Genomic DNA, 20,154 nt, shown 5'->3' on the forward strand with positions numbered 1-20,154 from the left:
TCGATAGCGCGCGGGCGCCGAGATCACCATGCCCCCGACAGGATCAGCTCTTCGGCGCGTACGCCTGCCTGCTCGCGCAGGTCCAGATCACGGCGCCGCCCGCCCCGCTCTCCCGGTCTTCGACGGTGCCGCCCACGCGGTCGTCGTCGGTGGCGGCGAAGGCGCGGGTGCGCGGCACGGCGCCGGGGGCGCCGGCCGGGAAGGGGAGCGCCAGCGGAGCACCCTTGCCGGGCCAGTAGACGGCCTGGAAGTAGCTGGGCCAGCTCTCCTCGAAGGTGGTGGCGGTGCCGACGGCCACGTTCGTGGTGGGGCTGCTGCCCGAGAGCTCCAGGTCGCGGTAGCCGGTCAGCCGGCCCGGGTCGGTGGGCAGCGCGTCGTACGGCTTCTTCCAGACGGCCGGGGTCAGCTTCGGGTCGTTGCGGTAGTAGTAGTCCTCCAGGCCGACGACGCGGCCGCGGTCGTCGATGTCCCTGCCGATCGTGGAGTACGAGTGGTGGTAGCCGTTCCACACCTGGAGGCTGTAGGGCGGGTAGCCGCCGCCGGCCGGCCAGACGACCGGGAAGGTCTTGGTGACCATGATGTCGTTCTCGGCGTCGAAGTAGGAGCCGGTGGCCGTGCCGACGATGTCGCCCCGCTTGTTGATGCCGTTCAGCGAGGTGATCCTGGTGCCGGGGATCTCGCCCTCGGGAACGGGGAGTTCGCGTACGACCTCGCCGTTCACCCACTCCTTGGCGACGCCGTCGTCCACGGCGACGACCCGGCCCGACTCGTTGACGTCGACGCCGACGGTCTGCCACTCGGGCAGGGCCGTGGTCAGGGCCTCGGAGGTCGCGGCGCCCAGCCGGTGGGTGAAGGCGATGCTCGCCCTGTCCGCGTCGCGGGTGGCCGTGCCCACCATCAGCCCCTCGGCGCTGACGGCCTTGACGCTGCCCCGGTCGAAGCCGGCGGGCAGCGGAACGGCGTGGACCGTGTGCTCGGCGCCGGTCCAGTAGGCGGGGCGGCCGCCGCTCTCGCCGACCACGAGAGCGCCGGTGCCGAAGCCCGCCACGCTGCCCCCGCTCACCCCCGGGAGGGAGGGCAGCAGCTCGACGGCGGGGCTGCACGCGGCGGCGCCGGAGGCCGCGGAGGCCGGTCCGGCGGCGGTGATCAGCCCCGCGAGGACGGCGGCGGCCCCCGCCGCGGCCGTCACGCTTCTCATCCTGATGCTGTCCATGGTGCGAATCCCCCCGATGGTGCTGGTCATATGCCGTGCGGCAGATGCCTGTTGACCGATGTCGATCACTGTTGATCTACGGGACACATGCTGCACGACGAACCGGCCCGCTGCACACACCTTCGAAGGCGATGGGTTCACAGAAGGGCAAGCGACCGCTTAGTATGCGCGCGGAGCGTGATTCCTCGACGGCGGCTGGAGGCCCCGGATGCAGGCATGGCGAGTACATACCCCCGGTGAACCCCGCGAGGCCCTGCGCCTCGAGGAGATTCCCGAACCGGTCCCGGGCGAGGGCGAGGTACGGCTGCGGGTGCTCGCGGCGAACCTCAACTTCCCCGACGCGCTGCTCGTCCGCGGCCAGTACCAGATCCGCCCACCCCTGCCCTTCACCCCCGGCGTCGAGATCTGCGGCCTCACCGACGACGGCCGCCGCGTCATCGCCACCCCGAGCCTGCCCCACGGCGGCTTCGCCGAGTACGTGATCGCCTCCGAGCGGACATTGCTCCCGGCCCCGCCGAGCCTGAACGACGCCGAGGCCGCGGCCCTGCACATCGGCTACCAGACCGGCTGGTTCGGCCTGCACCGGCGGGCACGCCTCCAGCCGGGCGAGACCCTCCTCGTGCACGCCGCCGCCGGTGGGGTCGGCAGCGCCGCCGTCCAGCTCGGCAAGGCCGCCGGGGCCACCGTCATCGGGGTGGTCGGGGGCAAGGCCAAGGCGAGCACCGCCGAGGAACTCGGCTGCGACCTGGTGATCGACCGGACGACCGAGGACGTCGTCGCCCGCGTGAAGGAGTACACGGGCGGGCGCGGGGCCGACGTGGTCTACGACCCCGTCGGTGGCGCGTCGTACACCGCCTCCGCCAAGTGCGTGGCCTTCGAGGGCCGGATCGTCGTCGTCGGCTTCGCGAGCGGTGACATCCCCGCCCCCGCCCTCAACCACGCCCTCGTGAAGAACTATTCGATCCTCGGCCTCCACTGGGGCCTCTACGCGGCCAAGGACCCGGGCGCGATCCTCGCCTGCCACGCCGAACTGACCCGCCTCGCCGCCGAGGGCACCATCAAGCCCCTGATCAGCGAACTCGTCGCACTCCCCGCCGTCGCCGACGCCGTACAGCGCCTCGCCGACGGCGCCACCACCGGCCGCGTGGTCCTGGCCATGCCCCGGCAGCCGGGCGTGTCCCGATGACCGCGATCACCGCCGAACAGCTGCGCGCCCGGGTGCGGGACCTGCTCGCCGCCCACCCGCCCGCCGACACCGACCGCGCCGACTTCCTGCGCGCCCGTTTCGACGCCGGACTCGCCTGGGTCCACTACCCCGCGGGCCTCGGCGGCCTGGGTGCGTCCCGCACCCTCCAGGCCGTCGTCGACGCCGAGCTGGAGGCCGCCGGCGCCCCCGACAACGACCCGCGCCGCATCGGCATCGGGCTCGGCATGGCCGCGCCCACGATCCTCGCGTACGGCACGCAGGAGCAGAAGAACCGCTTCCTGCGCCCCCTGTGGGTCGGCGAGGAGGTCTGGTGCCAGCTCTTCAGCGAGCCCGGCGCCGGATCCGACCTCGCCGCGCTCGGCACCCGCGCGGTCCGTGAGCAGGGCTCCGGCGACTGGATCGTGGACGGCCAGAAGGTGTGGACCTCCAGCGCCCACACCGCGCGCTGGGCCATCCTGATCGCCCGCACCGACCCGGACCTCCCCAAGCACCAGGGCATCACCTACTTCCTCTGCGACATGCACGCCCCCGGCGTCGAGGTCCGGCCGCTGCGCCAGATCACCGGCGAGGCCGAGTTCAACGAGGTCTTCCTCACCGGCGTCCGCATCCCCGACGCCCACCGCCTGGGCGCGGTGGGCGAGGGCTGGGCCGTCGCCCGCACCACCCTCATGAACGAACGCGTCTCCATCGGCGGCATGCGCATCCCGCGCGAGGGCGGCATGATCGCACCGGTCGTCACCGCCTGGCGCGAGCGCCCCGCACTGCGCACCCACGCCCTCCACCAGCGACTGCTGGAGCTGTGGGTCGAGGCCGAGGTCGCCCGCCTCACCGGGGAACGGCTGCGCCAGCAGCTCGCCGCCGGACAGCCCGGCCCCGAGGGCTCGGGCATGAAGCTCACCTTCGCCCGGCTCAACCAGGAGATCAGCGGACTGGAGGTCGAACTCCTCGGCGAGGAGGGCCTGCTGTACGAGGACTGGACCATGCGCCGGCCCGAACTGGTCGACTTCACCGGCCGCGACGCCGGCTACCGCTACCTGCGCGCCAAGGGCAACAGCATCGAGGGCGGCACCAGCGAGATCCTCCTCAACATCGTCGCCGAACGCGTCCTCGGCCTGCCCCCCGAGCCGCGCGACGACAAGGACATCGCGTGGAAGGACCTCTCCCGATGACTACGCCGACTACGCCGACCACGCAGCCGACGCCGACCACGCCGGCCGACCTGCTCTACTCCGAGACCGAGGAGGAGCTCCGCTCCGCCGTACGCGCCCTCCTCACCGACCGCTGCGACGCGAAGAGCGTCCTCGCCCGGGCCGAGACCGGACGGCCGCACGACCCGGCGCTGTGGAACACGCTCGCCGTCGGCATCGGCGCCGCCGGGCTCCTCGTACCCGAGAAGCTCGGGGGACAGGGCGCGAGCCACCGCGAGGCGGCCGTGGTCCTGGAGGAGCTGGGCCGGGCCGTGGCGCCCGTCCCCTACCTGACGAGCGCCGTGCTCGCCACGGAGATCCTGCTCGGCTGCGACACCGCGGAGGCCGCCCCGCTGCTGCGGGAGCTGGCCTCCGGGCACACGGTGTGCGCACCGGCCGTGCCGCTGACCCTCGCGCCCGGGGCGCCCCTGCCGCCCGCCGTCCGGGACTCCGGTGCCGGGGTGCTGACCGGCACCGTCACCTCCGTCGCGGACGCGGTGGCCGCCGACGTCCTGCTGGTCCTCGCCGACACGGGGCTGTACGCCGTCCCCGCGGCCTCCGCCGAACTGACCCCGCGGGTCCCGCTGGACCTGACCCGTCCGCCCGCCACCGTCACCCTGCGGGCGGCCGCCGGCACCCGGCTCGCCGACCCGGCCACCGCCCGGGCGGCTGTGGCCGGCGCGCTGCTCGCGGGGGCCGGACTGCTCGCCTCCGAGCAGCTCGGGCTGGCCGAATGGTGCCTGACGGAGACGGTCGGGCACGTCCGCACCCGGCACCAGTTCAACCGGCCCGTCGGCTCCTTCCAGGCCCTCAAGCACCGCCTCGCCCGGCTCTGGCTCGACGTGGCGTCCGCGCGCGCGGCGGCCAGGGCCGCAGCCGACGCCCTGGCCACCGGGGCCCCCGACGCGCCGCTCACGATCGCCGTCGCCCAGGCCTACTGCTCGGGCGTGGCCGTCCGCGCCGCCGAGGAGTGCGTACAGCTGCACGGCGGCATCGGCATGACCTGGGAGCACCCCGCCCACCTCTACCTCAAGCGGGCCAAGGCCGATTCCCTGGCCCTCGGCACCGCGGGCCACCACCGCGGCCTGGTCGCGGACTTCGCCGAACTCCCGGCGCCGTAGACCCGCGGGAGCCGGAGGGAAAGATTCCTACTTGGGGCCTTTGTCGTTTTCGGACAGACCCACGGGAATTCAGGTCATCGTCTCCGAAGGGCCTCCCTGACCCGGGCGGCGTTGCGCAGGCTGGAACGTGTCCGCGCCCCGGCCGGGGCGCGGACACCGGACACTCGGGGGGTCAACCGATGCGGGTACGTGGGGTGAGGCGCGGAGCGGCCGCCGTGGCGGCGGCCGCGGTGCTGGCCGTGGTGACGGCGGGAACGGCGGTGGGCGCGGAGCCGTGGCGGCCGAGGCCGGGGACCTTGTACATCTCCGACATCCGCCTCGGGGACGGCGTCGGGTGGTCGGCCCCGCCCGTCGAGCGGGGCTGGGGCTCGCGGTACGTCTGCCTGCAGGACTGGTCCTGGCAGCCTCCCGAGGTGAACGTCTGGCACCGGGAGTTCTCCACCGCGGAGACCGCCTCCGCACAGCAGAAGGTCGTGGTCTTCGCGACGGAGGCCGAGGCCGTCGAGTTCGCGGACGCGGCCCGGCGTAACTTCGCCGACTGTCCGCGCCGGGAGAACGAGCGGCCCGGCATCACCGCGACGGGATCCGACCACGGCGTGGTGAACGTGGAGGAGGGCGCCACGCTCCAGGGCATGCACACCGTCGACGCCGCAGCCCAGGAGCGTCCCTACTTCAACTACCTGTGGGGCGTGGGCCGCGACGGGGACACCGTCACCCTCGTCGAGTGGTCGAGCTACTGGGGCGCCCCGCCGGTGGACGCGTGGAAGGGCGTCCTGCGCACGGCGGTGAACAAGCTGTACTGACGCGTCGCCCCGCCACGGGAGGACACGAGGCACGAGGCAGGCCGAAGGTGCGGGGGAGCGGGGGACCGCACCTTCGCCGCAGCGGTGCCGCCGCCGGGTGCGGCAACCTCGGCGGGGCGCCCGCATGGTCGTTGAGGCCGTCGGGCCGGCCGTCATCGGCGCCCGCGCGAGGACGGGTACGCAGACCGCGCCGGGGCCCCGGACACGGTCGGCACCCCGCGCACGGCCGCGGTCTTCCGCGACCTCCACCCGCCCCGCCCGCCGCGGCTCCCCGGGTGATCCCTACGCTCACCGCATGACGAAGACCATCACCGCGCTCGACGCGGCCGGACTCCGCGCCCACCGCGACGAACTCGCCGCGCTCCTCCTCGCGGTGGTCGAGGGCGGCTCCTCCCTCGGCTTCCTCGCCGGCCTCGACCACGAGGGCGCCGCCGCCTGGTGGGACTCCCTGCTGCCCGCCGTCGAGGACGGATCCCTCGCCCTGTGGGTCTCACGCAGCGGCGACGACGGCCGCGTCGACGGCACCGTCAGCTGGTACCGGGAGTCCAAGCCCAACGGCCGCCACCGCGCCGAGCTGCGCAAGCTCATGGTCCACCCGGCGGCCCGCGGCCGGGGCACCGCCCGCGCGCTGCTCGCCGAGGCCGAGAGCGCGGCCGCCCGTGCCGGGGTGGTGCTGTTGTTCCTGGACACCGAGACCGGCAGCGGCGCCGAGCGCGTCTACCGCTCCGCAGGCTGGACGGAGGTCGGCACCATCCCCGACTACGCCACCGATCCGGCCGGGCGTCTGCACCCCACCACCCTCTACTACAAGCGGCCCCGTCACGCTCACGGGTGACTTCGCCCGCCGCGCGGCGTTAGACCCGTAGCCGCCGACCACCGAGCGAGGGAGACCGTATGTCCGCTGCATCCGACGCCGTACCACCGACCCGCCGCGCGGTCCTCCGTACGGCCTTCACCGCGGCCGTGCTCGCGGGTACGGCCGCGGCCCTGGCGCCCGTCCTGCGCGCCCGGCGCCCCCGGCAGACCCTCACCCCGGCGCCGCTCGCCGAGGAGGAGACGTACCGCGGCCGGCACATCGCCGTCGACGTCGCGGGGGTCCGCATCGACGGCCGCCCGCTGCACGTCATGCGACGGGCGGACGGCAGCTACCTCAGCGGGATCAACCACTTCCAGTCCTATGGGACGCCGATGGAACTGGCCCGGGCCGCCGTCGACGAACTGGGCACGGCGCAGCTGGCGTTCGCGGCCGCCCCGCACCACGGCTGACACATCCACGGGAACGGGAGGAGCCCCGCGTTGCACACCCGGCAGAACCAGAAGAACCTGACCAGTGCCCAGAAGAAGCGGTTCACAGCGGCGGTGCTGGAGCTGAAGCGCAACGGCACCTACGACACGTTCGTGCGCACCCACGACAAGTACTTCGTGCCCGACCGCGACCGCAAGCTGCGCGTCGGGCACATGTCGCCCTCCTTCTTCCCCTGGCACCGGCTCTACCTGCTGGAGTTCGAGCGGAAGCTGCAGGAGGTCGACGCGGGGGTGTCCATTCCGTACTGGGACTGGACGACCGACACCAGCCCGGTCTCCTCCCTCTGGGCCGACGACTTCCTCGGTGGCACCGGCCGCTCGAGCGACCGCAAGGTGATGACCGGCCCGTTCGCCTACGACAGGGGCAACTGGACGGTGACCGTGGGCATCACGGAGTCCGCCTTCCTCACCCGCAACCTCGGCCGGCCGCAGAACCCGATCAAACTGCCCACCGCGGCCGAACTGCAGTGGGCGATCGACGACCCGGTCTACGACAGCGCTCCGTGGGACTCCACCGCCGCCGACGGCGGCTTCCGCAACAAACTGGAGGGCTGGGCCGCCCCCAAGAGCGAGCGCTGGCGCAACCACAACAAGGTCCACCAGTGGATCGGCGGTCACATGACGGGCGGCACGGCCCCCAACGACCCGGCCTTCTGGCTGCACCACGCCTTCGTGGACCTGATCTGGGACCGCTGGCAGCAGAAGCACCCCGCCGCCGGCTACCTGCCCGCCACCCCCCTCGCCCGCGGCGACCTCCAGCAGGGCCGGGTGATCTCCCTCGACGAGCCGATGCCACCGTGGAACATCCCCCCGCGGGAGGTCCTCGGCCACCGGAACCTCTACCGCTACGAGTGACGTCGCAGAGGACGGGGCACGGGAAGGGCCCCCGCCGATCCGGCGGGGGCCCTTCCTTCGATCAGTCGATCAGGCGATCAGTGGCCGTAGCCCTCGCCCTCGGTGTGGTGGTCGTCGTCGTGGCCCGACGCGTTGACGCAGGTGTTGCCGAACGCGGGGTTCAGCAGACCGATCACGTTCACGGTGTTGCCGCAGACGTTGATCGGGACGTGGACCGGAACCTGGAGCAGGTTGCCCGACAGGACACCGGGGGAGCCGACCGCCGCACCGTGCGCTCCGGCATCGGCGACGGCCAGACCGGCACCGGCGACCACGGCGCTACCGGTGACAGCGGTGATGGCGAATGCCTTCGCGATACGCGACATCAAGATCTCCTCGTGAGATGTGGGGCGCCGCAGAGTGTGCGGCATTTGACATGGCATACAACGCAGGGGCGGCCGAGGGGTCACGGCCGCTGGGCCTACCCGGTGACGGGAAAACCCACAGAGGCGAAGTACGGCTGCACCTGGCCGACGGCGCCGGGCCGCAGCACCCCGACCACCCGGCCCGAGCAGCCCGGGTCCCGGTAGAGGGTCGCCGCGCCCCGGGTCCCGTTCGTGACCGCCCGGGCGCCGCCGCCCTCCGCCTTGACGCAGCCCTTCGGCGCGGTGAGCCCGTGGACCTGGTCGTCCTGGCCGACGTACTGGAAATCCGGCCCGGTCGCGGCCAGGGCCGGGCCGCCGAGGAGCGCGGCGCCCGCGAGCAGCAGGACGGGCACCGTGGTGTGGTGGATACGCACGATTCGCATGCCCGTCCAACCTGGGCGGGCCCGGGCACGGTCACGCCTTGTCACCCGTTGGACGGCTGTGCGACCGTGCGACCGGCACCAGGGTTCAGGAGGACGGGATGAGCGCAGTGGGCGACGCCGGAGCCGCGGTCGGCGGCCGGCCGAGGGTCAGGACCGCGGCCGGTGTGGTAGAGGGCCGGACCGGGCCCGACGGGACCGCCGTCTTCCGGGGCATCCCGTACGCCGCCCCGCCGGTCGGCCCCCTCCGCTTCGCGGCGCCCCGGCCCCCGGCCCCCTGGGACGGCGTGCGCGACGCCTCCGCCTTCGGCCCCACCGCGCCCAAGGTGCCCTACCCGGACACGTTCGCGGCCCTGCTGCCCGACCCCGAGATCCCCGGGGACGACTGCCTCAGCGTGAACGTGTGGACCCCCGATCCGGCGCCCGGGGCCCGGCTGCCCGTCATGGTGTGGATCCACGGCGGCGCGCACACCCGCGGCTCCTCGGCCGTCCCCGTCTACGACGGCTCGGCCTTCGCCCGCGACGGGGTCGTGCTCGTCTCCTGCAACTTCCGCCTCGGCGTCCTCGGCTACGGCCTCTTCCCCGACGCCCCGGCCAACCGCGGCCTGCTCGACCAGATCGCCGCCCTGGAATGGGTCCGCGACAACATCGAGGCCTTCGGCGGCGACCCCGCCCGCGTCACCCTCTTCGGCGAATCCGCCGGAGCCATCAGCATCGGCGCCCTCCTGGCCGCCCCCCGCGCCACCGGGCTCTTCACCCGGGCCGTCCTGCAGAGCGGAGCCCCCGAGGTCCTGCCGCGCGACAAGGTGCGCACCATGGTCCGGCGGATGGCCTCCCTGCTCAAGGTCGACGCCACGGCCGAGGCCTTCACGGCCACCGCCCTGCCCACCCTGCTCGCCGCCCAGGCGGCCGTGCTGCGCCGCTCCGGCCCGCTCCTCGGCGGGCCGGCCTTCGGCCTGGTCGCCGATCCCGGCACCATCCCCGGCGACCCCCTCGACGCCCTGGCCGGCTCCGCCGTCTCCGCGGACGTGCCCCTGCTCCTCGGATGGACCAGCGACGAGTACCGGCTCTGGCTCGCCCCCACCGGCGGGATGCGGCTGCTCGACCGGCTGGGCCCGCTCGCGGTGGCGCTGGCCCGGGCCCGCGCCGGGAAGGAGCGGGCCGACGTACGGGCGCTGCGCGCCGCATGGCCCGCGGCAAGGCCTGCCGAGCTCGCCGGCCAGCTGCTCACCGACCGGCTGCTGCGCGACCCGCTGCGCAGGCTCGCCGGGGCGCGGCGGGCGGCCCCGAGCTTCCTGTACGAGTTCGGCTGGCCCTCCGGCGTCCCGGGGCTCGGCGCCTGCCACGCCCTGGAGATCGGCTTCGTGTTCGACACGCTCGCCGCGCCGGAGGCCGCCTGGCTCGCCGGGCCGGACGCCCCGCAGGCGCTGGCCGACGAGATGCACGCGGCCTGGGTGCGGTTCGCGGTGACCGGCGACCCGGGCTGGGCGCCCTGGGACGGCGACGGCCCGCCGAAGCTGTTCGGCGGGCCGGAGCTCGATCGTGCGGGGACGCCGGTGGTTACTCGACGGGTCCTTCCATGACCTTGCTGATGTACTGGACCGGTCCCTCACCCATGTTGGGGACGTAGGTCTTGGCGTTGTGCTGGCCGCCCTTGATGACCCTCAACTCGGCGTGTATGGGCCCCTTGTTGCCGTAGGTGGCGATGAACTTCTGCACGTCCGGCAGGGTCTTCTTGTTGTTCTCGCTGTCACCGACCTGGAAGGCCAGGTAGACGTCCGGACCCTTGCTGTCGATGAGCTGCTTCGCCAGCACCTCCGGGTTGTTCTCGGCCTTCTCCTTGTCGTGGCCCTTCCACAGGGAGGAGTCCGGGACGATGTCCGGGCCGGAGGCGATCACGGCCTTGAACTTGTCCGGGTGCTTCAGCACGGCCTTCAGACCCGCGAACCCGCCGGTCGAGGAACCCATGAAGGCCCAGCCGTCACGGGACTTGACGGTGCGGAAGTTCGCCTTCATCAGGTCCGGGACGTCCTCGGTCAGCCAGGTCCCCATCTTGGGCTGGCCGGGTATGTCGGAGCCGTCCCAGTAGACGCCCTTGTCGTCCGGCGCCGGATTGAGGACCGGCATCGCCAGGATGAAGGGCTTGCTCTTCCCCTCGGCGTACCACTTGCCGATGCTGGTCTGCAGACCGAGGTCGGTGCCCATCCAGTAGTTGCTGGGGAAACCGGCGCCGCCCGGGAGGGCGATCATGACCGGGAAGCCGCTCTTGGCGAACTTCGGGTCGTTGTACTCCTTGGGCGCCCAGACCCAGACCTTGCCCTTGAAGCCGGACTTCTTGCCGTCCAGCGTGGTGACGGCCACGTGGGTGCCGTCGGGCAGGGTCATCGAGTTCTTGAAGTCGGCGGCCGGACCCGTCGGCATCAGCATCTTGGAGTTCGCCGCCTGCTGCGGAGCGTCGTTCTTCTTGCCGCCGCCCGCGGAGGGCTGCCCCCCGAAGGACACGGCGGATCCCTTGTCGGTGAAGGGGGGTATCTCGTAGTGGTTCATCACGAGCGCGGCTATGCCCGCGAGCGCGAGGACGCCGGCGCCCGCGATCAGCCAGCGCTTGCCCCGGGACCTGCGGCGCGGGGGCTCGGGCTGCTCGTGGTGGTCCTGCGGCTCGTACTCGTACTGCGGCTGCTGCCCGTACGGAGGCTGCGGCCGGCCGGGGGGCTGCTGCTGCCCGCCCCCGGCCCCGTACGGCTGCTGTCCGTACGGCTGGCCGTACTGGTCGCCGTGGGGCGGCTGCGGGCTCTGCCCTTGCGGCCGGTACGGCTGGTACTGCTGCCCGTCGGGTGCGTACGACATGTGCGGTGGCTCTCCGGCTGGTGCTGCCCCAGAGGGGCGGGGTGGTCTGGAAGCGGGATCCTTCCGTTCGAAGGATGAACGAAAGCATGTCAGGGTTCCGCATTTTTCCTTCTCTTGGGGTGCCCTGGGGGAGGTCATTGCCTGCTGCCCGCACGTCACATGGAGTTCTCCCACCCGCCGCCGTACGACCCTGGCTCATGCGGGGGCCGCTGGGTATGGTGCCCCCGCCCAAGCCCCCGGACCCCCACCCCGCCCGGAGCCGCTCCGTGACCTTCCAGCGCCGGATCCTGCTGTTCGCGACCGCCGTGCTCCTGCTCGCCGCCGTCGGCGTGCTCGCCGTCCTGCGGGCGTCCTCCCGGGCCGAGGAGAAGGACCACGCCCGGGCGGGCGGACCGCGGCTCTCGGCGGGCGCGCTCTCGCTGGCCCCGGGCGAGGGCGGCCGGCGGATCGTGTTCCGGAACATGGCCTGGGGCCCGCACCGCGACGAGCTCGCCACCGTCCCGGCCGGCGCCCCCGAGGGGGACCGCACCGCGTCCGGGGTGAGCTGCCTGCGCTTCCATGCGGCCGGCGGCACCGGGATCTGCCTCCGGGCGGACCGGGGCGGGGTCCAGGACGGCTACAAGGCCGTGGTCCTCGACGCCCGCCTGAAGGAGCTGTCGGCGCATCCGCTGAACGGCGTCCCGACCCGTGCCCGGGTCTCGCCCGGCGGGCACCTCGTCGCCTGGACCGTCTTCGTCGGCGGGGACTCCTACGCGGGCACGGACTTCTCGACGCGGACGTCGGTGCTCGACCTGCGCACGGGCAGGCTCGACGCCTCGCTGGAGGACTTCACGATCCTCAAGGACGGCAGGCCGTACCGCAGCGCCGACGTGAATTTCTGGGGAGTCACCTTCGCGGCCGACGAGCGGACCTTCTACGCGACGCTCGCGACCGGGGGCCGGACCCACCTGGTCCGCGGGGACGTGGACGCGCGCACGGTGACCACCCTGCGCGAGAACGTCGAATGCCCGTCGCTGTCACCCGACGGGACGCGGGTGGTGTTCAAGAAGCGGGTGCCGGGCCTGCCGGCCGAGGCTCCCTGGCGGCTGTACGCCATGGACCTGGCCTCCGGTGCGCAGACCCCGCTCGCCGAGGAGCGCAGTGTGGACGACCAGGTGGTGTGGACCGACGACCGGACCGTCGTCTACGCCCTGCCCGGGGACTTCGGCGCCGACCTGTACTCCGTACCGGCGGACGGGAGCGGGGCCCCCGCCCGGCTCATGGACTCCGCCCTCGCCCCGGCCTTCCTCGGATGAGGAGGCCGCGGCGAGGGCCGGGTACGCCCGGCCCCCCTCACGACCGGCTGTCGGCAGGTCGGAGCGGGGGCAGGACCGTTTTTCCGTTTGTCTGTTCCGGCTAGGCCGGGATGAGCGTCTTGCGGCGCCGCTTGCGCTGCGCGCCGGCCGACAGCCTCAGCTCGATGATCGACCGCACGGCCGGCCACTCCTCGTCGAGGATCGAGTAGAAGGCGGTACTGCGGACGGCGCCGTCCAGTCCCCGCGAATGGGCCCGGCGGACCCCCTCGCAGGTGAAGCCGAGACGTTCCATCGCGGCTCGCGACCGGCCGTTGCGCGCGTCGGCGCGCAGCGAGATGCGCCTCACACCCCAGGTCTCGAAGGCATGGCGGAGCATGAGCAGCTTCGCCTCGGTGTTGATGCCGGTTCCCTGGGCGGTGGGGGACAGCCAGGTGTTGCCGATCTCGGCGGCATCGGGGATCGCCGTCGCCGGATCCCCGAACGGGACGCCCGGCACGGCGGGCCACACCAGGGGCCCCTGCCAGTAGTCGAGTTCCAGGAACCGGGTCGAACCGACGACACGCCCGTCAGTGGCTCTGACGATGGCGAAGGGGAGCGATCGACCCGCCGCCTGATCGGCGAGGGCACGGTCGATGTACTCGTGGGACGCCTGCACCCCATGGGGTACGGGGGTGAAGGCGTAAGTCGTACGATCCTCGGCCCCGGCCACGGCCAGAGCCTCGGTGTGGCGGGGGGCGAGGGGCTCGAGCCGCACGGTGCGGCCCGCGAGGTGTACGGGTACGGGCACGGAGCCTTCGGTCCTTCTGGGCGGTGGGGTGGTTGCACAGTCTGCGTCCATGACGTCGCCCCCCGTGCAAAACACGAGTGAAAGGCAACCGGCTGTCAGGTGAACGCGAGTGGCTCAATGTAGCCCCTTAATGTCCTCTCATGAACCCCCAATTTGGCAATGGTGTGACGCTGGTTTTCGAGGACTTGGGTCCCCGCGCCGGAGCGCCCGTAATCCTGATCCACGGACATCCCTTCGACCGCACGATGTGGGCCCCCCAGACGGCCGCGCTCACGGCCGCCGGATACCGTGTGATTGCCCCTGACCTGCGGGGATACGGGGAAAGCCCGGTCGTGCCGGGCAAGGCCCTGCTCGCCGATCTCGCCGATGATCTCGCCTCCCTCCTCGCCCGCCTGGGCATCGAACAGGTGGTCGTCGGTGGTGTGTCCATGGGCGGTCAGATCGCGATGGAGCTCCGACTGCGCCACCCGGGTCTGGTACGGGCCCTCGTGCTCTCCGACACCTCGCCCGTCCCGGAGACCGACGAGGGCGCGAAGCTGCGCCGGGAGACGGCCGAACGGCTGATCGCGGAGGGCATGCGGCCGTACGCCGAGGAGGTCATGGACAAGATGCTGGCGCCCTACAACGTGACCGGCATGCCCGAGGCAGCCGCACGAGTGAGCGCCATGATGTGCACGACCGACCCGCAGGGAGCGGCCGCCGCCCTGCGCGGACGCGCCGAGCGCCCCGACTACCGGCCCGTGCTCGCCGAGACCGCCGAGCCCTGCCTGGTGCTGGTCGGCGCGGACGACGTCTACACCCCGGTCACCGAGGCCGAGGCGCTGCACGTGCTGCTGCCGAACGCGGTGCTCGCCGTCATCGAGGGAGCCGGTCACCTGCCCGGCGTGGAGCAGCCGGAGGCCTTCAACCGGGTGCTGCTGGAGTTCCTCGCAGGGCTCTGAGCCGGCCGCGCCCGGCCGTGGGGCCCGCGGGCCCCGCCTGAGATCATGGCGGGCATGGACGACGTACTGCGGCGACTGGCCGCCGTGGGGCCCTTCTTCACCGTCCCGTACGGGACGGAGCCGCCCGGGCCCGGCTTCCGGCCGCTGACGGCGCTGTACGGGGAGCGGCTGGGGCCCTACGTGGCCGAGGTGGGCCGGCGGCTCGGCAGCGGCCCCGGGCGGGTGGCCGCCTCGACGGCCCAGCTGGGGATCGCCTCCCGGCTGTGGTCGCTGGGGCTGGGCTGCGCGGCGCTGGCCGGGCGGGTGCCCGACCTGGCCGCCGACCGGGTGTGGTGGCGGCTGCCGGACGCGGGCTCGCTGGAGCTGTGGCTGCCCGAGCCCGCGGACCGGCCGGCCGAGACGCTCGGCGAGAGCGTCCTGGGGAACCTGGCCGTGCTCGACGCGGGCCTGCGTGAGCGCTTCGGTGTCTCGCCGAAGGTCCTGCGGGGGAACGCGGCGTCCGGGCTGGTCGGGGCGCTGCGGGTGCTCATCGACCGGGTGCCGGGCGGCCCGGCCGTGGCGCTGGCGGGCGCCCTGCTGGCCGAGGGCGGCGCACTGGCGGGGACCGGCGCCTTCCTCCACGAGGAGGGCCTCGGGGTGGCCTTCGTACGGCGCAGCTGCTGCCTGTACTACCGGGTGCCCGGCGGCGGGCTCTGCGGGGACTGCGTGCTGCGGACCCGGTAGCCGGCCCGGCCGCGCGGCCGTTCGGATGAGCGCCGGGTGTGGCTGGCTGCGGCGCCACCGGGTCTGCTCCTACGGTCCGCAGCATGACCGCTCCTTCGCCGCACCAGCCGTCCGAGCTCTCCCGCCGCGCCGCGCTCACCGGACTCGCCGCCGGTGCGGGCTCCCTCGCCCTGGGCGGCGGCGCCCCGGCGGCCGCCGCCGCACCCGGGCCGTCCGCCTCGGGCGACCCGTCTGCCTCGGCCGAGCCGGCCGCGGACGCGGACCCCGCGCCGGGGGCGATGAAGCTCTTCGCCGACCCGGTTTCAACTTCGCCGCTCTGTTGGCCCTCGGCGGGGCCGGAATGCATGCCTCCGAGGTCGGCGAGGTACTGACCGCCGTCAAACGCGATCAACGCCGCCGGGCTGTCGGAGCAGAGCTTCAGCGACACCTTCCGCTCCTGGGGCGACAAGCTCGCCGCGCCGCCCACCGCCGGCCGTGGCGGCCACGAGGCTCCCTCGCAGACCCGGCGCTTCCGCTCCCTGCGCGCCGCCCAGTACTACGCGCAGGCGCTGTTCTACGTCCTCGGCACCGACCACCCCGGGGACGAGGAAGCGCTCTACCGGGCCGGACGCACGGCATGGGACACCTTCGCCGGGCTCTGCAGCCCGGCCGCCGTCCGCGCGGAGGTCCCGTTCGGCCGCACCCGCCTGCCGCTCTGGTTCTTCCGACCCGCGGGCCCCGAGACCGCCCGTCCGACCGTCATCCTCACCAACGGCAGCGACGGGCAGAACCTCGACATGTGGACCTACGGGGTGTCCGCGGCCCTCGACCGCGGCTGGAACGCCCTCGTCTACGACGGCCCCGGCCAGGGCCAGCTGCTCTTCGTGGAGGAGATGCCCTTCACCACCAAGTGGGAGGAGGTCGTCCGCCCGATCGTCGACTGGCTGGACGCGCGCAAGGACGTGGACAGCGCACGGATCGCGCTCACCGGCCTCAGCATGGGCGGCAACCTCGTGGCCCGCGCCGCCGCCTTCGAGCACCGGCTCGCGGCCGTCGTCTGCCAGCCGGGCTGCGTCAGCCCGTGGCTGGGCTTCGACAAGGGGCTGCGCGACATCGTCACGCCCGACAAGGAGGAGACCAACCGGATCTGGAACGAGGACGTGGTCCCGGAGCTGACCCCGCAGCTGGCCTTCACGGTCAAGAAGCGCTTCGAGATCTTCGACCGTCAGGCCCTGCTCCAGGCCCGCGCCGGGAAGGTCCTCACCGACGTCTGGACCCCGGCGCAGGTGGCCATCGGCCTCGACGTCACCAAGCTCGTACCGCGGATCAAGGCACCGGTGCTCGTCCTCGACTACGACTTCGAGACCTTCTACCCGGGTCAGCCGCAGCAGATGTACGACCTGCTGACCTCCCGCAAGGAGTACGTGAAGATGAAGGAGGCCACCGGGGCGCAGTTGCACTGCTCCCCGATGGCCCCCCAACAGCACTGCGAGGTCGTCTTCGACTGGCTCGCGGACGTGCTCAGGTCCTAGGACCGCCCTCTCAGAAGGTCAGGTTCCAGGAGTCGATCCTGCCGGTGTCGCCGCCGGCGTTGTCGTTCACGCGGAGCTTCCAGGTGCCGTTGGCGACCTCGGACGAGGCGTTGACGGTGAAGACCTGGTTGATGTTGTCGGTGCTGCCGCCGGCCCGGTTGTGGACCGTGTAGACGGTGCCGTCCGGGGCGATCAGGTCGACCTTGAGGTCACCGATGTAGGTGTGCACGATGTTCACGCCCACCTTGAGGGTGGCCGGGGCGTTGCCGGTCACCCCGCTGACGGTGATCGGGCTCTCCACGGTGGTGTTGTCGCCGATGGCGAAGTCACCGGTGTTCTCGAAGTACTTACCGGGAGGCGGGGTGGAGCCGACCGCCTTGAGGGCGTCGACCTGGCCCTCGCCGAAGAAACCGTTCTTCGCCGTGGTGCCCTTGCAGCGGCTGTCCGACGGGCAGGCGACGTCGTTGGCCTGGGTGGCCAGCTTGTCGCGCAGCTGCGCCGGGGTGATGCCCGGGTTGGTGCTGGCCAGCAGGGCCGCCACACCGGTGACGTGCGGGGACGCCATCGACGTACCGCTCATCGTGCCGTACTTGCCGCCCGGCTGGGTGCTGTAGATGCCGACGGTGTCGCCGCCGGGGGCGGTGACGTCGACGACGTTCAGGCCGTAGTTGGAGTACGAGGCCTTCGCGGTGGTGCCCATCGCCGAGACCGTGACCACGCCCGGGAGCTCGGTCGGGATGTCCAGGCAGGCGTTGGTGATGGTGCGGGTGACCGGGGTGGAGTCGTTCGGGGACTCGGTGTCGGTCGTCTTGTTGGCCAGGTCGATGTTGGAGTTGCCGGCCGCCGCGACCTGCAGCGAGCCCTTGCCCTCGGCGTACTCCTGGGCGCGCTTGACGCCCTCGATGATCGCGGCCTGGTCGGCGTTGTCCGGGCAGTTGAACTGCCACGGGTCCGTGTAGTAGCTGTTGTTGGTGACCTTGAAGCCGTGGTCACCGGCCCACATGAAGCCGCAGACCGTGTTCTCGGCGAAGAAGAGCGAGGAGCCGGGCTCGGCGATGCGCACCGAGGAGATCTTCACGCCCGGGGCCACGCCGATGACGCCCTTGCCGTTCTTGGCGGCCGCCACCGTACCGGCCACGTGCGTGCCGTGGGTGCCGACGTCCCGCCAGGCGCCCGTGCGGGTGTCCGGCTTGCCGTACGCGCAGGACGCGGAGTCCGCCGCGTTGAAGTTCGGCGCCAGGTCCTGGTGCTGGTCGTCCACACCGGTGTCCAGGATGCCGACCTTGACGGAGGCGGAGCCGGTGGTGACGGCCCAGGCCTGGTCGGCCTTGATCTGCGTCATGTCGGCGCGGACCGGCTCGCCTGCAGGCGTCGTGGCCTGCGCCGGGTTGGCGGGCAGCGCCGGGTTGTAGGCGTCCGCGGGGACGTCCGAGGTGCGGGTGGCGCCGACCTGCTGGACGCCGCTGACACCGCGCATGGTGGTGGCGAAGGTGCCGGACGCGGAGTGGGCGACGATCACGCCGATCGCGTCGTAGTACTGGAACACCGTGCCGCCGTTGGCGGTGACGGCGTTCCGCACCGCGGTGGTGTCACCGGGGGCGGTGATGACGAGGTAGGCGCGGGTGCCGGCAACCCAGGTCGCACTCTGGGAAGTCGGGGCCGCGGCCTTGGGTGCCGCCGCCGCGGGGGCGGAGGCGGGGGAGCCGGACGGAGAGACGGGGGCGGTGCCGGCGAGCGCGGCGGGTGCCCCGAACGCGAGTGCCGCGCCGAGCGTGGCGGCCAGCACGAGGGTACGTCGAGGTCGGCTGGATATGTGGGGTATCAATGCGTCCTCCGAAGACCCGGTGGTCATGCCGGGTCGTACGAAACAAGTGGTGGACGCAAGATGTCATGCACGCGGCCGGTTACGGAAGTACCTTTTGCAGCACCGGGGTTCGTTTATCGGTGGCCGAATTCCGACTATGGGTGCAAGTGCGGAGAATGCGGCGGGCCGGCCGGGCTGGGCACCGTGGGGGCGAGCCCTGCCCGGCCGGCCCGCCCGTGCGGGCGGACCGGCTAGACCGGTACGCCGTCCTTGGGGCCGTGCGACGGAGCCGGCATGGCCGCCGGTGCCTTGTCCGTCCCGGCCGGTTCCGTTCCGGCGGGTTCCGTTCCGGCCGGTTCCGCCCCGTGCCCGTCGTCGACCAGTGTGGTCTCGTCGAACGGCAGCCTGCCCGCGAGGACTTCGGCGGCCCGCGCGTGGTCGAACTCCTTCGTCCACGTCCCGATGAGCACCGTCGCGACCGCGTTGCCCGCGAAGTTGGTCAGGGCCCGGGCCTCGCTCATGAACCGGTCGATGCCCACGATCAGGCCGACGCCGTCGACCAGTTCCGGCCGGTGCGACTGGAGTCCGCCGGCGAGGGTGGCCAGGCCCGCGCCGGTCACCCCGGCCGCGCCCTTCGAAGCGATGATCATGAACAGCAGCAGCGAGATCTGCTCGCCCAGGGCGAGCGGCTTCCCCATCGCCTCGGCCACGAACAGCGAGGACATCGTCAGGTAGATCGCGGTCCCGTCCAGGTTGAAGGAGTACCCGGTCGGCACGGTGATGCCGGTGACCGGCCGCGACACCCCCAGGTGCTCCATCTTCGCGATCAGCCGCGGCAGCGCCGACTCCGACGAGGAGGTCGAGAGGATCAGCAGGAACTCCCGGCCCAGATAGCGCAGCAGCGCGAAGACACTGACCCCCGTACACACCCGCAGTAGGGTGCCCAGGACCACGAACACGAACAGCAGGCAGGTCGTGTAGAAGCCGATCATGATGACGGCGAGGGACTTCAGCGCGTCGATGCCGGTGGCTCCGACCACGGCCGCGATCGCCCCGAAGGCGCCCACCGGGGCCGCCCACATGATCATCGCAAGGATCCGGAACACCAGCTTCTGGACGTGTCCGATGCCGCGCAGCACCGGCTCTCCCGCCGCGCCCATCGCCTGCAGGGCGAACCCGCAGAGCAGCGCCACCAGCAGCGTCTGGAGCACCTCGCCCCCGGTGAAGGCGGACACCAGCGTGGTCGGGATGATCCCGAGCAGGAACTCCGGCGTGCTCTCCGCCCCGCCCGCCTTGGCCTGCGCCTCGCCCGCGCTGCGCGCCGCCTCGGTCAGGTGCAGCCCGCTGCCCGGCTCCAGCAGGTTGCCCACCAGCAGGCCGATGGCCAGCGCCACCGTGGACATGACCATGAAGTAACCGAGGGCGAGACCGCCCACGGCGCCCACCTTGGCGGCCTTGCGGACGGACCCGATGCCCAGCACGATCGTGCAGAAGATCACGGGGGAGATCATCATCTTGATGAGGTTGACGAAACCGGTGCCCAGGGGCTTGAGCTCCACGGCCACGCCGGGTGCGGCGAAGCCGACGGCGATGCCGAGCAGCACCGCGCCGATCACCGCGATGTAGAGATAGTGCGTTCTGTCGCGTCTGGCGGCCACGATGCCTCCCGGTGGTGATTGCGTTCCGGGAGACCATCGCCCAGGGCTGTGACCCCGGTCACCCTTGCGTTCATTGAGTTCACGACCCGGTGCACACTGAGCGCCATGTTCCG

The 20,154-nt window shown here is 72.6% G+C and carries 20 protein-coding genes; 13 read left to right on the forward strand and 7 right to left on the reverse strand.

Annotated features, from left to right (window positions below; all coding sequences use genetic code 11):
* Positions 1–43: 43 nt before the first annotated feature.
* A complete protein-coding gene (locus tag ACFYP3_RS28670) occupies positions 44–1,198 on the reverse strand; it encodes a hypothetical protein (RefSeq protein WP_388838446.1) in 1,155 nt (384 codons plus the stop codon).
* Between the two features lie 223 nt (positions 1,199–1,421).
* Between ACFYP3_RS28670 and ACFYP3_RS28675 the strand changes: the two genes are divergently transcribed.
* The 7 genes from ACFYP3_RS28675 (at position 1,422) to ACFYP3_RS28705 (ending at position 7,691) form a co-directional block, all read left to right on the forward strand.
* The gene (locus tag ACFYP3_RS28675; RefSeq protein ID WP_388838449.1) at positions 1,422–2,399 is read left to right on the forward strand and encodes an NADPH:quinone oxidoreductase family protein; all 978 of its coding nucleotides are present in this window, start codon (positions 1,422–1,424) and stop codon (positions 2,397–2,399) included.
* Positions 2,396–3,589, forward strand: coding sequence for an acyl-CoA dehydrogenase family protein (locus ACFYP3_RS28680; protein WP_388838452.1), 1,194 nt, complete (start codon positions 2,396–2,398; stop codon positions 3,587–3,589). Before ACFYP3_RS28675 ends, ACFYP3_RS28680 begins: the two co-directional genes overlap by 4 nt.
* Positions 3,586–4,728, forward strand: coding sequence for an acyl-CoA dehydrogenase family protein (locus tag ACFYP3_RS28685; protein ID WP_388838455.1), 1,143 nt, complete (start codon positions 3,586–3,588; stop codon positions 4,726–4,728). The genes ACFYP3_RS28680 and ACFYP3_RS28685 overlap by 4 nt, the downstream gene beginning before the upstream one ends.
* Positions 4,729–4,922: 194 nt before the next feature.
* A complete protein-coding gene (locus ACFYP3_RS28690; protein WP_388838458.1) occupies positions 4,923–5,531 on the forward strand; it encodes a hypothetical protein in 609 nt (202 codons plus the stop codon).
* Positions 5,532–5,826: 295 nt separating this feature from the next.
* Entirely contained in the window at positions 5,827–6,366 is a 540-nt protein-coding gene (locus ACFYP3_RS28695; protein ID WP_388838461.1) for a GNAT family N-acetyltransferase, read from the forward strand.
* Positions 6,367–6,425: 59 nt separating this feature from the next.
* A complete protein-coding gene (locus ACFYP3_RS28700; RefSeq protein ID WP_388838463.1) occupies positions 6,426–6,797 on the forward strand; it encodes a tyrosinase family oxidase copper chaperone in 372 nt (123 codons plus the stop codon).
* A gap of 30 nt (positions 6,798–6,827) precedes the next feature.
* Positions 6,828–7,691 (forward strand): tyrosinase family protein, encoded by an 864-nt coding sequence (locus ACFYP3_RS28705; protein ID WP_388838465.1) that lies wholly within the window; start codon positions 6,828–6,830, stop codon positions 7,689–7,691.
* A gap of 77 nt (positions 7,692–7,768) precedes the next feature.
* Here the strand turns inward: ACFYP3_RS28705 and ACFYP3_RS28710 are convergent, their stop codons facing one another.
* On the reverse strand, positions 7,769–8,056 hold the full coding sequence (locus ACFYP3_RS28710) for a chaplin (RefSeq protein ID WP_388838468.1): 288 nt from the start codon (positions 8,054–8,056) through the stop codon (positions 7,769–7,771).
* A gap of 95 nt (positions 8,057–8,151) precedes the next feature.
* Entirely contained in the window at positions 8,152–8,478 is a 327-nt protein-coding gene (locus tag ACFYP3_RS28715; RefSeq protein ID WP_388838471.1) for a hypothetical protein, read from the reverse strand.
* Positions 8,479–8,576: 98 nt separating this feature from the next.
* On the opposite strand from ACFYP3_RS28715, the gene ACFYP3_RS28720 reads away from it, so the two are divergent.
* Positions 8,577–10,058 (forward strand): carboxylesterase/lipase family protein, encoded by a 1,482-nt coding sequence (locus ACFYP3_RS28720; protein ID WP_388838474.1) that lies wholly within the window; start codon positions 8,577–8,579, stop codon positions 10,056–10,058.
* Here ACFYP3_RS28720 and ACFYP3_RS28725 read toward each other — a convergent pair.
* The gene (locus tag ACFYP3_RS28725) at positions 10,036–11,322 is read right to left on the reverse strand and encodes an alpha/beta hydrolase (RefSeq protein ID WP_388838476.1); all 1,287 of its coding nucleotides are present in this window, start codon (positions 11,320–11,322) and stop codon (positions 10,036–10,038) included. The genes ACFYP3_RS28720 and ACFYP3_RS28725 overlap by 23 nt on opposite strands.
* A gap of 266 nt (positions 11,323–11,588) precedes the next feature.
* Here ACFYP3_RS28725 and ACFYP3_RS28730 point away from each other — a divergent pair, with 266 nt between their 5' ends.
* The gene (locus tag ACFYP3_RS28730) at positions 11,589–12,617 is read left to right on the forward strand and encodes a TolB family protein (protein ID WP_388838479.1); all 1,029 of its coding nucleotides are present in this window, start codon (positions 11,589–11,591) and stop codon (positions 12,615–12,617) included.
* Between the two features lie 100 nt (positions 12,618–12,717).
* Here ACFYP3_RS28730 and ACFYP3_RS28735 read toward each other — a convergent pair whose 3' ends face one another.
* On the reverse strand, positions 12,718–13,404 hold the full coding sequence (locus ACFYP3_RS28735) for a GNAT family N-acetyltransferase (RefSeq protein WP_388838482.1): 687 nt from the start codon (positions 13,402–13,404) through the stop codon (positions 12,718–12,720).
* A gap of 140 nt (positions 13,405–13,544) precedes the next feature.
* Here ACFYP3_RS28735 and ACFYP3_RS28740 point away from each other — a divergent pair, with 140 nt between their 5' ends.
* The 4 genes from ACFYP3_RS28740 to ACFYP3_RS28755 all read left to right on the forward strand — a co-directional run bounded on the left by ACFYP3_RS28740 (position 13,545) and on the right by ACFYP3_RS28755 (position 16,579).
* Positions 13,545–14,345: an alpha/beta fold hydrolase gene (locus tag ACFYP3_RS28740; protein ID WP_388838484.1), complete on the forward strand. Its 801-nt coding sequence runs from the start codon at positions 13,545–13,547 to the stop codon at positions 14,343–14,345.
* A gap of 54 nt (positions 14,346–14,399) precedes the next feature.
* Positions 14,400–15,068: a (2Fe-2S)-binding protein gene (locus ACFYP3_RS28745; RefSeq protein WP_388838487.1), complete on the forward strand. Its 669-nt coding sequence runs from the start codon at positions 14,400–14,402 to the stop codon at positions 15,066–15,068.
* Between the two features lie 83 nt (positions 15,069–15,151).
* Positions 15,152–15,439: a hypothetical protein gene (locus tag ACFYP3_RS28750; RefSeq protein WP_388838489.1), complete on the forward strand. Its 288-nt coding sequence runs from the start codon at positions 15,152–15,154 to the stop codon at positions 15,437–15,439.
* A 405-nt stretch (positions 15,440–15,844) separates the two neighbouring features.
* Positions 15,845–16,579, forward strand: coding sequence for an alpha/beta hydrolase family protein (locus ACFYP3_RS28755; protein ID WP_388838492.1), 735 nt, complete (start codon positions 15,845–15,847; stop codon positions 16,577–16,579).
* Between the two features lie 10 nt (positions 16,580–16,589).
* Here ACFYP3_RS28755 and ACFYP3_RS28760 read toward each other — a convergent pair whose 3' ends face one another.
* Together ACFYP3_RS28760 and ACFYP3_RS28765 are read right to left on the reverse strand one after the other, a co-directional pair.
* Complete coding sequence (locus ACFYP3_RS28760) at positions 16,590–18,365, reverse strand: S8 family serine peptidase (protein ID WP_388838495.1); 1,776 nt, start codon at positions 18,363–18,365, stop codon at positions 16,590–16,592.
* A gap of 269 nt (positions 18,366–18,634) precedes the next feature.
* Positions 18,635–20,041 (reverse strand): cation:dicarboxylate symporter family transporter, encoded by a 1,407-nt coding sequence (locus ACFYP3_RS28765; protein WP_388838498.1) that lies wholly within the window; start codon positions 20,039–20,041, stop codon positions 18,635–18,637.
* Positions 20,042–20,154 lie beyond the last annotated feature (113 nt).

Source organism: Streptomyces sp. NPDC005533 (assembly GCF_042871845.1).
Taxonomy (GTDB): Bacteria; Actinomycetota; Actinomycetes; order Streptomycetales; family Streptomycetaceae; genus Streptomyces.

Excerpts from the sequence above, each read along its gene's own strand:
- ACFYP3_RS28755 (WP_388838492.1), top strand. The coding sequence starts at position 15,845 with ATGTGGACCTACGGGGTGTCCGCGGCCCTCGACCGCGGCTGGAACGCC.
- ACFYP3_RS28670 (WP_388838446.1), bottom strand. The coding sequence starts at position 1,198 with ATGAGAAGCGTGACGGCCGCGGCGGGGGCCGCCGCCGTCCTCGCGGGG.
- ACFYP3_RS28710 (WP_388838468.1), bottom strand. The coding sequence starts at position 8,056 with ATGTCGCGTATCGCGAAGGCATTCGCCATCACCGCTGTCACCGGTAGC.
- ACFYP3_RS28680 (WP_388838452.1), top strand. The coding sequence starts at position 2,396 with ATGACCGCGATCACCGCCGAACAGCTGCGCGCCCGGGTGCGGGACCTG.
- ACFYP3_RS28700 (WP_388838463.1), top strand. The coding sequence starts at position 6,426 with ATGTCCGCTGCATCCGACGCCGTACCACCGACCCGCCGCGCGGTCCTC.
- ACFYP3_RS28745 (WP_388838487.1), top strand. The coding sequence starts at position 14,400 with ATGGACGACGTACTGCGGCGACTGGCCGCCGTGGGGCCCTTCTTCACC.
- ACFYP3_RS28750 (WP_388838489.1), top strand. The coding sequence starts at position 15,152 with ATGACCGCTCCTTCGCCGCACCAGCCGTCCGAGCTCTCCCGCCGCGCC.
- ACFYP3_RS28685 (WP_388838455.1), top strand. The coding sequence starts at position 3,586 with ATGACTACGCCGACTACGCCGACCACGCAGCCGACGCCGACCACGCCG.
- ACFYP3_RS28675 (WP_388838449.1), top strand. The coding sequence starts at position 1,422 with ATGCAGGCATGGCGAGTACATACCCCCGGTGAACCCCGCGAGGCCCTG.
- ACFYP3_RS28720 (WP_388838474.1), top strand. The coding sequence starts at position 8,577 with ATGAGCGCAGTGGGCGACGCCGGAGCCGCGGTCGGCGGCCGGCCGAGG.
- ACFYP3_RS28695 (WP_388838461.1), top strand. The coding sequence starts at position 5,827 with ATGACGAAGACCATCACCGCGCTCGACGCGGCCGGACTCCGCGCCCAC.
- ACFYP3_RS28715 (WP_388838471.1), bottom strand. The coding sequence starts at position 8,478 with ATGCGAATCGTGCGTATCCACCACACCACGGTGCCCGTCCTGCTGCTC.
- ACFYP3_RS28725 (WP_388838476.1), bottom strand. The coding sequence starts at position 11,322 with ATGTCGTACGCACCCGACGGGCAGCAGTACCAGCCGTACCGGCCGCAA.
- ACFYP3_RS28740 (WP_388838484.1), top strand. The coding sequence starts at position 13,545 with ATGAACCCCCAATTTGGCAATGGTGTGACGCTGGTTTTCGAGGACTTG.